The sequence below is a fragment of the Shewanella sp. ANA-3 genome, assembly GCF_000203935.1.
In the GTDB taxonomy this organism is placed as follows: Bacteria; Pseudomonadota; Gammaproteobacteria; order Enterobacterales; family Shewanellaceae; genus Shewanella.
The window spans coordinates 496,287-509,721 of the sequence record NC_008577.1; the positions used below are offsets into that span (position 1 = coordinate 496,287).

The window sequence follows — 13,435 nt, forward strand, 5'->3', positions numbered from 1 at the left end:
TGACGGTTAAATCAATAAATTTGTTAAGATAAGTTGAATTTTTTATCCAATAAAAAGTAGCCCATTATGATGCGTCGAATACTCGCTTCTGTCTTTTTATGTTTTTTGCTAACGCCCTTGTATGCGGCGGAACGACCTAAGGTTGGGCTGGTACTCAGTGGTGGCGGCGCTAAAGGTGCTGCGCACGTGGGCGTGCTTAAAATCCTAGAAGAACATCATATTCCCGTGGACTACATCGCAGGTACCAGTATCGGTGCCTATGTTGCTGGCATGTACTCTTTGGGCTACAGCGCGAGTGAAGTCGAAGCCATTATGATGGGGGTCGATTGGGACAGCGGTTATTCGGATACCATTCCGCGTAACGTCTTGAGTTATCGAGATAAGCAGTTACGTGATCGTTACAATATTCCGCTCAACATAGGTTACAACGAAGGAGAGGTTAGGGCACCGAGTGGATTGTTGCGTGGGCAAACCATGTCGCAGCTATTACGCCAATCAACCGATCTGGTACAGCAATTTGGCGATTTTGATGCCTTAGCCATTCCCTATCGTGCGGTCGCGACGGATTTAGAAACCAGTTTGCCCGTCGTCATCGACCACGGCAGTTTAGTCAAAGCCATGCAGGCATCTGCGACTGTGCCGGGTGCACTGCAACCGACTCAGATCGATGGCAAGTTATTAGTCGATGGCGGTATTGCCAACAATATGCCCGTGGATGTGGTTAAGGCTATGGGCGCGGATATCATTATTGCCGTAGATATCGGCTCGCCGCTGGTGAAAAAAGACAAACTGGACAGCACGATTGCGGTGCTCGACCAGTTATCAAATTTTTTGACCAATGCCAGTACCGAAAAGCAAAAACAATTACTGACAGATAAAGACGTATTGATCCGTCCCGCTATCGATGCCTTAAGCACCACAGACTTTACCATCATGCCCTTGGCCCTGACGCTGGGGAAAGAAGCCGCCAACGGTCAGTTAGATAAATTGCAGAGCATGAGTGTCAGCGCCGAAGAATATGCCGCCTATGTGGATGCGAAGAAGGCTAAGGGCAAGTTATTAATGGCGGATGTGGCGCATCCTATTAAAGAAATCGTATTCGATAACCAATCTAAGGTTAGTCTGAACCTATTGAAGGAAACCTTAGATCTGAAAGCCGGCCAAGCCGTGACTAAAGATGAGCTAAACGAGGCGTTAAAACGGATTTATGCCTTAAACAAATTTGAGCGCGTGGATGCTGAGTTTGTGGAAGGCGAAGAAGGCCGGGTATTGACTGTGACTACCCGTGCGAAATCCTGGGGGCCAAATTACTTCCAACTCGGCTTTAACTGGGAAGATGACTTTAGTACCGATTCGGCCATCAGTTTCGACATGGCTTATACCATGACCGACTTAACCTTTAATGGTGGAGAGTGGCGTAACGAGGTCAAGCTAGGGTTCGAAAAGCTATTTGCAACCGAGTTTTATCAACCCTTGGATAGGGATCAGGATTTTTATAGTCGAGCTCGTTATCAATACGATATCCATAATTGGGATATATACGATAACAATAACCGTGCCCTTATTTTCAATAAGAAGACTCATACGATTGAAATGGGTATAGGTTATAACTATGTCCCTCAAGGTGTTATTGAATTGGGCTTGGTTGCGGAAAAGGGGGTTATTATTAATGATGCATGGCTAGTTAAAGATTTTGATTTTAACTCCTATGGTGCTTATCTAAGAGTGGGTTATGACAGCCTAGACAGCATTAGCTTCCCAACATCTGGTAATCGCATAACGCTAAACGTTTATGTACGTAATGAGAATTTTGATGATGTCGTCGATAACAATGACACTGACTACAGTGTTCAGATAGAAGCCGATTGGAAAGGGGCGTTAAGTGTGGGTAATCATTCCTTTGTAGGCAAAGCATCATTGGCGACTATCAATAACGACAGTAGTAATAGCTTACATTTATCGGATTTAGGCGGTTTCTTAAATCTTTCTGGCTACCATAAAGATTCATTAAATGGCGACCATAAGCTCTTTGGTGCCTTTGTCTATCAGTATGATCTGGGCCGAGATGCCTTATTAGGTATGAGAGATTACCCACTCTATTTAGGGCTAAGTTTAGAGGCGGGAAATGTATGGTATGAACGCTCAGAGGTATCCCTCTCAGACCTTATCTATGCTTCTAGCCTTTACATAGGTACAGATACTTCTATGGGGCCGGCAGCACTGGGCTTTGGTATTACAGATATGGGTGATAAATCCTTGTATTTATTTGTCGGTAAAGCCTTCTAAATCGATCGAAGGGCATAACTAAGGTTATGCCCTTCGTTTTTCCTGCTGAACACTATTCCTGCATAATCTAAAAATCGCGTTTATACTGGTTTGCGCAAATATCACTAAGTGTCATAACCTTTTACAAAATCTTGCTACAGCCAAACTAGGCAAAATGCTAAGGTTTTGCAGGAAAAAATAACAACACTCTCAACGGAAGCTGGGGAAAACAATGAAGAAGATTAGCACACTGGCGCTGGGGATTGCCCTGAGCCTAGGTTTAGCCGCTTGCAGCAGCGAGCCTAAAACTGAAGTCGCCGCGGTTTCTGGCATTGAATTACAAAACTTTGATGCCTCAGTTCGCCATCAAGACGATTTTTATTACAGCGTGAACGGTAAATGGTTAGCGAATACGCCTATCCCTGCCGACAAGTCTAACTACGGTGCATTCTCTGTGCTGTACGATCAAAGCCAAGATGCGTTGAAAAAAATCATCGATGCCGCCGCAGCGCAAAAAGATGCTGCTCCTGGCTCTAATAATCAAAAAATCGGTGACTTTAACGCCAGCTTTATGAATACCGATTTGCTCGAATCCTTAGGTGTAACCCCATTAAATCCATTACTGGCGGACATCTCTGCAGTGAAAAATCACAGTGAATTACCCGCGGTGATGGGGAAATTACTCACCAGCGGTTCAGGTATTCCCTTTGGTTTCTACGTTAATAACGACGCGAAAAATTCTACCCAATATGCAGTGTATTTAAGCCAGTCGGGCTTAACCTTGCCAGACCGCGATTACTACTTAAAAGATGACGCTAAGTTTGTCGCTAATCGCCAAGCAATGGCGAAATATGTGACTGATATTCTGACTGAAGCAGGCTATAAAAATGCAAAACGTGCCGCGAAAAACGTAGCCGACATCGAGATGATGATCGCTAAGAGCCAGTGGAGCCGCGTTGAATCTCGCGATGCTAACAAGTCTTACAACAAACTGAGCCGTGCCGAGCTGCAAAAACTCACTGGCAAGTTTGATATCAATGCCTTTGCGACCAGTGCGGGCCTTGGCGATAAAGTGACTGAAGTCATCGTGCGTCAGCCATCATACTTAGAAAAGTTAGGCGCTAATTTTGATGCCTTCCCCGTTTCAGCTTGGCAGGATTACTTAACGTTCCACTTAGTGGATAGCTATGCTGAGCTGTTAAGCAAAAACTTCGTTGACCTTAACTTTGCCTTTAAAGGCAAAACCTTAATGGGTATTGAAGAACAACAACCACGTTGGAAAAAGGCGGTAGATGGCGCCGACCAAGTGATTGGTGAGTTAGTCGGTGAGGAGTACGTTAAGCAATATTTCAAACCAGAAGCAAAAGCCCGCATGGAAACCATGATCAAAAACTTGATCAAAGCTTTTGAAGTCAGCATCAACGAACTCGAGTGGATGACGCCTGAAACGAAAGTCGCGGCTCAAGAAAAACTGTCTAAGTTTACCTACAAGATTGGTTATCCAGACAAGTGGAAAGACTACACAGCGTTAGAGATCAAGCCTGATGAGCTGGTGGGTAACTATATGCGTTATGCCAACTTCGAATATCAAGACATGATCAACAAGTTAGGTAAGCCAATCGATCGTACCGAGTGGCATATGACACCACAAACGGTGAACGCTTATTACAGCCCTGTTGGCAATGAAATCGTATTCCCTGCGGCGATTCTGCAACCGCCATTCTTCAATATGGAAGCCGATGATGCGGTTAACTACGGTGGTATCGGTGCGGTAATTGGCCACGAAATCAGCCATGGTTTCGACGACCAAGGTGCTAAGTACGATGGCGACGGCAACCTGCGTGATTGGTGGTCTGATAAAGACCGTGAAGAGTTCCAAAAACGCGGTAAGCAACTGTCGGCGCAGTATTCTGGCTATGAAGCGTTGCCCGGTAAGTTTGTGAACGGTGATTTAACCTTAGGCGAAAACATTGGTGACTTAGGCGGGTTAACCGTAGCGGCGCGTGCCTATGCGATGAGCTTAAACGGTAAACCTGCACCAGTGCTCGATGGCTTAACGGGTGAGCAGCGTTTCTTCGTCGGTTGGTCACAAGTGTGGCGCCGCAACTACCGTGATGAAGAGTTAGGTCGTCGTTTACTGACGGATCCGCATTCACCTAGCCACTACCGTGCTATGGGTACACCGCGCAATATTGAAGCCTTCTATAAAGCTTTTGAGCTGAAAGAAAGCGACAAGATGTATTTAAAACCAGAAGAGCGCGTAAAAATCTGGTAATCCATAGGATGAAAATGAAAAAGCCAGACGGATGTCTGGCTTTTTTATTTGCGTCAATTGTTGCTGTGATTAGCCCAAGATAGCCGGTAAATCTAACAAGCTGTCGGCTTGGTGATGGGCGACAACCCATTTGGCCTGCCCGCGTTGCTCCGGTGCGGGAATGGCGACGGTCTGCATATTGGCAGCGCGGGCGGCGATAAGACCATTGAAAGAGTCTTCAATCGCGAGGCAATAACGCGGGTCGACTCCTAACGCGGCGGCGCAATTTAAGTACACCTCGGGATGGGGTTTGCCATAGGTGAGACCTTCGGCGGATTGTACCGCCATAAACTTATCGCTTAGGCCGAGTTTACTGAGTACGGCTTCGATAATGGTGTAAAAAGAAGAGGTGGCTAGGCCTATCTTTAAGCCTTTAGCTTGGCAGTAATCAATGGCTTGTTGAACGCCTTGCATGGCTTCGCCCGTTCGCAGGATTTCCTCTGCGACTTTATCGACGATGGCGGTGCTGACCTTGGCATTGTCGTAATCGGCCCAAGGTGCTTTGTGATACCAATAGTCGACACATTGGTCGATACGTAAACCTGTGGTTTGTTGAATCGTTTCGATAGTGACGGGCACGCCAAGTGCCGATAAGACTTCATACTCAACCCGTTGCCAAAGGGGTTCTGAATCGATTAACACACCATCCATATCAAAGATAACAGCTTGAATACTAAGGGATGTCATTACTACTCCAAGGGATGGGAAGGATTACTAAGCGCTATGCTCTGGGAACTTGAGTGTATGGTTAAGCTCTGCATCTTCAAAGTCTAAAAGCACAAAGTTTAAAAATATTTACGCTTAACCTGCGGTTGTGAGCAAAAAAATATTCGTTCGATTTTAAATTGATTAACTTATGTTAACTATTTGTCGCTTATGGTTTTTTGTCTGTTTTCAAACTATTGTCTAATTTCCCTTGTTTTATTCTTGCCGTAAGTTGAGCTGCACCTCCGGATTTAGCCCTTATTTCGTCTTTCGCCGAGTGTGACCTGATTCATACTTTTGCAAAGCTGTAGTATACTGCTGGCCGGAAATACGGGTCGATCATGTCGGACTGTCAGCTTCAATTGAGAAGACGTGCAGTTTCGTTGTTAGAGCGCCAAACAAAGAGGAATGTTGCCGTGCTAGAAGCATATCGTAAACACGTCGCAGAACGTGCTGCAGAGGGCGTAGTCCCTAAGCCATTAGATGCACATCAAGTGGCTGAACTGGTTAAATTGGTTCAAAATCCCCCCGCTGGTGAAGAAGCCGTTATTCTTGACCTGCTAGAAAATCGAATTCCCCCCGGTGTTGACGAAGCCGCTTACGTAAAAGCCGCTTTCTTAGATGCGGTTGCCAAAGGCGCTGCAACTTCACCTATCCTGTCTGCCGAACGTGCGACTGAGTTATTAGGCACTATGCAAGGTGGCTATAACATCGAGCCGCTGATCGCTCAGTTAGATAACCCTGCTCTGGCGCCTTTAGCCGCTAAAGCCTTATCTCACACGCTGCTGATGTTTGATTCTTTCCACGATGTGGTTGAGAAAATGGAAGCGGGTAATGCCTATGCTAAACAAGTCGTTGAAGCTTGGGCAAACGCAGACTGGTACTTAAGCCGTCCAAAATTAGCGGACAAAGTGACCCTGACCGTATTCAAAGTCTCAGGTGAAACCAACACCGACGACCTGTCACCAGCACCTGATGCTTGGTCACGTCCAGATATCCCATTGCACGCTTTAGCTATGCTGAAAAACGCGCGTGATGGTATCGAGCCAGATGTACCTGGCAGCGTAGGTCCAATCAAGAAATTAGAAGAGCTGAAAACCAAAGGTTTCCCATTAGTTTACGTGGGTGACGTTGTTGGTACTGGTTCATCACGTAAGTCAGCGACTAACTCAGTACTGTGGTTCATGGGCGATGATATCCCATTCGTACCTAACAAACGTGCTGGTGGTTTCTGCTTAGGTGGCAAGATTGCGCCGATTTTCTTCAACACTATGGAAGATGCGGGCGCACTGCCAATCGAACTTGACGTCAGCAAAATGGAAATGGGCGATGTGATCGACATTTATCCATACGCTGGCCAAGTGAAGCGTCATGGCACTGAGGAAGTGATTTCTGAGTTCAGCCTGAAAACCGACGTACTGTTAGACGAAGTGCGTGCGGGTGGTCGTATTCCATTGATCATCGGCCGTGGTTTAACTGACAAAGCACGTTCAGTTTTAGGTTTACCAGCATCTGACGTATTCGTACGTCCTCAAGACATCGCTGACTCTGGCAAAGGTTACACTTTAGCGCAGAAGATGGTCGGTAAGGCCTGCGGTGTTGCTGGCGTGCGTCCAGGCCAATACTGCGAGCCTAAGATGACTTCTGTGGGTTCTCAGGACACTACCGGTCCTATGACCCGTGACGAGCTGAAAGACTTAGCCTGTTTAGGCTTCAGTGCTGACCTGACTATGCAGTCATTCTGCCACACTGCCGCTTATCCAAAACCCGTTGACGTGAACACTCACCACACGCTGCCAGACTTCATCATGAACCGTGGCGGTGTGTCTCTGCGTCCAGGTGACGGTGTTATCCACTCTTGGTTAAACCGTATGTTATTACCAGACACAGTAGGTACTGGTGGTGACTCACATACGCGTTTCCCAATCGGTATTTCATTCCCAGCGGGTTCTGGTTTAGTTGCTTTCGCAGCGGCGACCGGTGTTATGCCTCTGGACATGCCAGAATCAGTATTAGTGCGCTTCAAGGGCAAGATGCAACCTGGCATCACCCTACGTGACCTAGTACATGCAATTCCATTGAAAGCGATTGAAATGGGTCTGCTGACCGTTGAGAAGAAAGGCAAGATCAACATCTTCTCTGGCCGCGTATTGGAAATCGAAGGTTTAGAAACCCTGAAAGTAGAACAGGCATTCGAACTGTCTGACGCTTCTGCAGAACGCTCTGCAGCGGGTTGTACTATTAAGTTAGACAAAGAGCCAATCATCGAGTACTTGAACTCGAACATCACTATGCTGAAGTGGATGATTGCCGAAGGTTACGGTGACCGTCGTACTATCGAACGTCGTATCAAAGGCATGGAAGAGTGGTTAGCGAATCCTGAGCTGATGAGCGCCGATAAGGATGCTGAGTACGCTGCTGTGATCGAAATCGATCTGAACGAGATCAAAGAGCCAATCCTGTGTGCGCCTAACGATCCTGACGATGCAGTATTACTGTCTTCTGTTGCGCAAACACAAATCGACGAAGTATTCGTTGGTTCTTGTATGACTAACATCGGTCACTTCCGTGCGACCGGTAAGATGTTAGACAAGTTCGCTAAGACGCTGCCAACCCGTCTGTGGATTGCGCCACCGACTAAGATGGACAAAGACCAGCTGACCGAAGAAGGTTACTACGGTATTTTCGGTCGCGTGGGTGCGCGTATCGAGATCCCTGGCTGTTCACTGTGTATGGGTAACCAAGCACGTGTGGCTGAAGGTGCAACTGTAGTATCAACTTCTACCCGTAACTTCCCGAACCGTTTAGGCACAGGCGCTAACGTTTACTTAGCCTCTGCGGAATTAGCGGCAGTTGCAGCCCTGTTAGGTCGTCTGCCAACAGTTGAAGAATACCAAGAATACGCGAAAGAGTTAGATGCAACAGCAGCTGACACTTACCGTTACTTGAACTTCGATCAAATCGATTCTTACACTAAGAAAGCATCACAAGTGATCTTTCAATCAGCTGTATAATCGATTGATATGAAAATGAAAAAGCCAGCGAAAGCTGGCTTTTTTGTTTGTGGATGCTATTGCTAAGCGCTTAGTTAAGAGGTGAATGCCAATCTCAAACATTTATCAAGGATGGCGACTTGCCCCAAGCGACGAGTCATCATGCGACTCGCGGCGCATAACGGTTAACACTAATTAGGCTTGTTGGGCGTGCTCTGAATACTGGTTATGTAACACTTCGAGCAATTTATCTTCTAACTCGAAACGGGTTTCCATGGTGTGGGCCAGTTCAGAGAGATCCTTATCGAGCTGGTATAACACTTGATCATCCTGCGCTTCGGCGTACTTATCATTGAAATCTAACGCCGCGTTGGTGGTCGGGGTGATCTTTGGCAGTACTTGCTGGGCTAAGGTTTTGCTCGAGGCGCCAAATTTTTCACAGGCATTGACCACTTGGTCATAGACTTCGAAATGGCCTTCGGAGACGTAATCGACTAATAAATCACAAAAGGATTTTACATGGTCGAAGGAGGGAAGAGATTTTTCGGCTTTCCCATAGGGAGGAAGGCCCGCTATCTGGCAGTAATGCACCAAGAGTTTACGACGATTTTCTAGCCATTGATCTATAAGCTTATTTGAACCGCCCCACTTTTGTTCTGCTTTTTCGAGTTCTCTCAGCATGATGCATTCCATTTAAGTGCCAGGACATGACTCTAATGTAGGGGAGAAATAGCTCTTGGATCAACCCTTTTTGTTGGGATTTGCGAGAATTGGCAGATGGACAAACCAGCTGTTTTGTATAAAAAAATGCGGAAATAAAAAGCCCAACGATAGAAACCTATCGTTGGGCGAGTAATGTATATAGCAGGCTCGATGCGACGAGCTTCTTGATTGTTCTTGCTAGCGCAAACTTTTTATACCAAAGGCAGGAAACCAGCGCAACTTTTTTCTGTCTTAGTGTGACTTTGGGTTCGATTAATAAACAGTATGTTATCTGGCTAGCATTTTGACGATAAGTGCTTAAATGGACAGCAATGATGGGGATTAGCTCACATAAATTAGCTCATATTGGTTACATTATTCGCGTAAATGCTAAACTACCGACCCAGCGGATCTCAATAAGTCTAGGAATCAAGCCAAATGGCAGAATTAAAGAATGATCGTTATTTACGCGCCCTACTAAAACAGCCTGTTGATATGACTCCAGTGTGGATGATGCGTCAAGCAGGTCGTTATCTTCCTGAATACAAAGCGACTCGCGCTCAAGCGGGTGACTTCATGTCTTTATGCAAAAACCATGAATTGGCCTGTGAAGTAACGCTACAACCGCTGCGTCGTTACGAGCTGGATGCGGCGATTCTGTTTTCCGATATTCTGACTGTTCCCGATGCGATGGGTTTAGGTCTGTATTTTGAGGCGGGCGAAGGCCCACGTTTTGAGCGCCCAACAGACACTATCGATGCCATCAAAAAATTAGCCGTTCCCGATCCAGAAGATGATCTGGGTTATGTGATGAAAGCGGTTAGCACTATTCGCCGTGAACTGAATGGCCAAGTGCCATTGATTGGTTTCTCTGGTTCGCCTTGGACACTTGCGACTTACATGGTTGAAGGCGGTTCGAGCAAAACCTTCGAAAAAATTAAGAAGATGGCCTACGCAGAGCCAGCGGCACTGCATATGTTACTCGACAAGTTAGCCGATTCAGTGACTCTGTACCTGAATGCACAGGTTGCTAACGGCGCGCAATCGCTGATGATTTTCGACTCATGGGGCGGCGCGTTATCGCACACGGCTTACCGTGAATTCTCACTGCGTTATATGCAGAAGATTGTCGATGGCCTGACTCGCTTTGCCGATGGCCGCCAAGTGCCAGTGACCTTATTCACTAAGGGCGGTGGTTTATGGTTAGAAGCTATGGCAGAAACGGGCTGTGATGCTTTAGGGTTAGACTGGACTGTCGATATTGCCGACGCCCGTCGCCGTGTTGGTCATAAAGTGGCACTGCAAGGCAACATGGATCCATCTATGCTGTACGCACCAATTCCACGTATCGAAGAAGAAGTGGCTCAAATTCTGGCGGGCTACGGTGAAGGTACAGGCCATGTGTTTAACTTAGGCCATGGTATTCACCAGCACGTTGACCCTGAGCATGCAGGTGCCTTTATCAAGGCGGTTCATGCTCAATCTAAGCAGTACCATAAGTAATCGATACAGAAGAAGAAACGGACCCTAGGGTCCGTTTTTTATTGCTGTGTTTCCTTCGCTGAGCAGGATTGATTAAGCACGAAGTACACTGCCTGATAATACGCAGTTCAATCAAAACAATATAAGAAACAAAGTATTTACAAACGGATTTAGAACATAGGATCTTGATTAACATCTAACTTTTAGAAACTTATTTATCGAATAGCTGTGCTAAATCAAAGGTGTTTTAAACAATTAAATGCATGCTATTGCTTACTTTAGCAACGGATAAAGCAAAGTGATATTTAATCCTATTTGCAAATAAGCTATGTTGCATGGCGCTATAAGGGACTATGTAAAGCCGTTAATCAATTTAATTACGAAAGCCGTGGTAGAAGATGCGCATAGGCAACAAAATATTGGTATTTATTGCGGGGTTTTGTCTGCCTGCGGTTGTGCTTGTGTCCTATTGCCTCGGTTATTGGTTCGACCATAGGGTCGAGCAGTTGCGCCAAAACAATGTGCAGCATGAGCTGAACAATGTTCAACAACAGTTTCATATCGATCTCGACCGCTTAAGTTTCCTGACTAATATCTACGCTTCGCCTCTGTCTCGGGTCGATGGCGATCTGCTAGAGTCAATCGAATCATCATGGCGTGAGAGTGCCATATCCGCCAATTTGCATTGGTTTATTCTGCAAGGCGGACAACTGCAAAGTGTCCTCGCCAATTCCTCCAGCATTGCCTTGCCAACACAACAGGAAATAGCCCGCGCGGTACTTGCCGCCGATAAACCTCAGCTTGCAGGAGCTTATCTTGCAGGGAATGTTGGGCTCGTTGTTACCGCGGTTGCGGTTGCCCCCGAAGAATACGTGCTCTTGGTGCGCCAGTTATCGGCACAAGACTTACTAGAATATGCCCAGGTGCCATTAGTTACTCAGGTACAAATGAGCAGCAGCAATCTGGCAACAGCAAAGGATTATGTCGGGTTCGTCCCAATCCCGAGTTTGCTGAATAACATTCCCTTGTATTTGCAGGTGCAGTTTTCAACCGAACCTTTCCAAGAGGTAAAGCTCGACCTCGATTGGGTTTCGGTGGGGATTATTCTACTCGGCGTGTTAATTGTGGCGCTGGGGTACATTTGGCTGCGCGCAGGCCTATTAAAGCCCTTTAAGAGCATGATGAAGCAGTTGGCATTGGTCGACCCTACGGCCAGCGTGTATCGCCCTGTGAGTGGCGAAGGCAACGCCGAGTTAGAAGTGTTGGCCAGCCGAGTGAACAGCTTACTTGCTCGCATTTATCAGCAGAAAGAACGTGGTAAGACGACTTTGGAGTCGATTGCCGAGGCGGTGATCCTGACTGATATCGATGCCAAGGTGATCTACATGAATCCCAAGGCCGAGTCCTTACTCGATGTCGCCAGTTGTTACGCTGTGGGTCAGAGCCTAGCGTCGTTATTAAAAGCGGGGGAGCAGTTAAATCAAGCGGTATTCCACTGTATGCGCTTAGGGGAGACCACGCCGCAAGTCGCCAAAATCAAACTTTTAACCGCAACGCCACGGGTTATTGAGCGCAGCATCAGTAACGTGTTGAATCATGATAAAGAAATTACTGGTACTGTGGTGGTGCTGCGGGATATCACCCAAGAAGAATTGCTTAAGCGTCAGCTGCAAAAACGCGCGAATTTCGATGGCATTACTGGCTTATTGAATCGCCAAGCCTTTGAAGAGCAGTTACCGCAGTTTGCCAGTCAGGCTAAGCGCATCGCGGTATGTTATCTGGATTTAGAACAGTTTAAGTTGATTAACGATAGCTGTGGTCATACAGCCGGTGATCGCATGTTGGTCTTAGTAGCGCGGGCGATTCAATCTTGTCTCGGGCCACAGACCTTGTTAGCCCGCCTCGGGGGCGATGAATTTGGCTTAGTGATCTGCGATAGCACGGCTTTATCTGTGGCGCAGCAGTTAAAACAGATCATTGCTCAGGTTTCGCTGCAGGTGTTGCACGATAAAAACTGTAACTATAAGGTCGGTTTGAGTATCGGTGTTGCCTTTGGCCGTGCGCCTTATATCAATGCCTTGGAGCTGCTCAAGGATGCGGATATTGCCTGTATCGCCGCTAAAGCTAAGGGCACAAACCAAATCCATTTTTACGATGATAAAGATAAAGAGCTGACTTATCAGCGTAACGCACCAAAATGGGCGGTGCGTATCGCGCAAGCGATTGAGGAAAACGAACTGCTGCTCTACTACCAACCGATCCGCGGTTTAGGGGCGAGTTCCAAACGGCAACGGATGGAAATTCTGCTGAGGATCCAAGAGCCATGCGGTCGTATTTTAGCGCCAGCGCAGTTTATTGCGGCGGCGGAGCGCTTTAAGCTGATGCCAGAAATCGATAAAGAGGTGATACGTAAAGCCTTTTTATGGCTGTCGTTAAATCCACAGCTGTGGCCGGATCACTGTATTTCAATCAACCTTTCAGGCAATAGTCTAGGCGCCGAAGGCATGGTGGAATACATAGCTCAGCAGCAACATATTTTTGATATTCCGAGCCAATGTGTCTGCTTTGAAATCACCGAGACTACGGCGATTCAAAACCGTCAGCGTGGCATGGAAATGCTCAGGCAGCTGCGTAAACTCGGGTTTTCCTTCGCATTGGATGATTTCGGCAGTGGCTTTGCATCCTACGGTTATCTGCGTGAACTACCGGTGGACTATGTCAAAATCGACGGTTGTTTTGTGAAGAATTTAGCTGTCAACGCCAAGGATTACGCTATCGTTAAATCTATTCAAGATGTTTGCCGCGTAATGGGGATTGAGACGGTTGCCGAGTTTGTCGAAAACCAAGAGATTATCGATAGATTACAAGTGATTGGTATTAACTACGCTCAAGGCTATGCAATCGGACGACCGCAACCTTTGGCCAGTTATTGCCAGCAGTTTGATATGCAGGCGGCACAACGCGCCTAGGGGAT

The 13,435-nt window shown here is 46.8% G+C and carries 7 protein-coding genes; 5 read left to right on the forward strand and 2 right to left on the reverse strand.

What is annotated here, in order from left to right:
- Window positions 1–66 precede the first annotated feature (66 nt).
- Together SHEWANA3_RS02280 and SHEWANA3_RS02285 are read left to right on the forward strand one after the other, a co-directional pair.
- Entirely contained in the window at window positions 67–2,286 is a 2,220-nt protein-coding gene (locus SHEWANA3_RS02280; RefSeq protein ID WP_011715643.1) for a patatin-like phospholipase family protein, read from the forward strand.
- 211 nt (window positions 2,287–2,497) lie between these two features.
- Window positions 2,498–4,540: a M13-type metalloendopeptidase gene (locus tag SHEWANA3_RS02285; RefSeq protein WP_011715644.1), complete on the forward strand. Its 2,043-nt coding sequence runs from the start codon at window positions 2,498–2,500 to the stop codon at window positions 4,538–4,540.
- A gap of 69 nt (window positions 4,541–4,609) precedes the next feature.
- On the opposite strand, the gene hxpB is transcribed toward SHEWANA3_RS02285, so the two are convergent.
- Entirely contained in the window at window positions 4,610–5,266 is a 657-nt protein-coding gene (hxpB, locus tag SHEWANA3_RS02290) for a hexitol phosphatase HxpB (protein ID WP_011715645.1), read from the reverse strand.
- Window positions 5,267–5,700: 434 nt separating this feature from the next.
- Between hxpB and acnB the strand changes: the two genes are divergently transcribed.
- Window positions 5,701–8,298, forward strand: a complete 2,598-nt coding sequence (gene acnB, locus SHEWANA3_RS02295; RefSeq protein WP_041412523.1) for a bifunctional aconitate hydratase 2/2-methylisocitrate dehydratase — start codon at window positions 5,701–5,703, stop codon at window positions 8,296–8,298.
- 174 nt (window positions 8,299–8,472) lie between these two features.
- Here the strand turns inward: acnB and rsd are convergent, their stop codons facing one another.
- Window positions 8,473–8,958: a sigma D regulator gene (rsd, locus tag SHEWANA3_RS02300; protein WP_086017236.1), complete on the reverse strand. Its 486-nt coding sequence runs from the start codon at window positions 8,956–8,958 to the stop codon at window positions 8,473–8,475.
- Between the two features lie 459 nt (window positions 8,959–9,417).
- Here rsd and hemE point away from each other — a divergent pair, with 459 nt between their 5' ends.
- Together hemE and SHEWANA3_RS02310 are read left to right on the forward strand one after the other, a co-directional pair.
- Window positions 9,418–10,482 (forward strand): uroporphyrinogen decarboxylase, encoded by a 1,065-nt coding sequence (hemE, locus tag SHEWANA3_RS02305; RefSeq protein WP_011621241.1) that lies wholly within the window; start codon window positions 9,418–9,420, stop codon window positions 10,480–10,482.
- Between the two features lie 377 nt (window positions 10,483–10,859).
- Window positions 10,860–13,430 carry an EAL domain-containing protein gene (locus SHEWANA3_RS02310; RefSeq protein WP_011715648.1) on the forward strand — a complete coding sequence of 857 codons (2,571 nt, stop codon included), beginning with the start codon at window positions 10,860–10,862 and terminating at the stop codon, window positions 13,428–13,430.
- Window positions 13,431–13,435: the final 5 nt, after the last annotated feature.

Bases quoted from the DNA above. Each gene is read 5' to 3' on its own strand.
- SHEWANA3_RS02310 (WP_011715648.1), top strand. From the start codon at position 10,860: ATGCGCATAGGCAACAAAATATTGGTATTTATTGCGGGGTTTTGTCTG.
- SHEWANA3_RS02285 (WP_011715644.1), top strand. From the start codon at position 2,498: ATGAAGAAGATTAGCACACTGGCGCTGGGGATTGCCCTGAGCCTAGGT.
- hemE (WP_011621241.1), top strand. From the start codon at position 9,418: ATGGCAGAATTAAAGAATGATCGTTATTTACGCGCCCTACTAAAACAG.
- rsd (WP_086017236.1), bottom strand. From the start codon at position 8,958: ATGCTGAGAGAACTCGAAAAAGCAGAACAAAAGTGGGGCGGTTCAAAT.
- hxpB (WP_011715645.1), bottom strand. From the start codon at position 5,266: ATGACATCCCTTAGTATTCAAGCTGTTATCTTTGATATGGATGGTGTG.
- SHEWANA3_RS02280 (WP_011715643.1), top strand. From the start codon at position 67: ATGATGCGTCGAATACTCGCTTCTGTCTTTTTATGTTTTTTGCTAACG.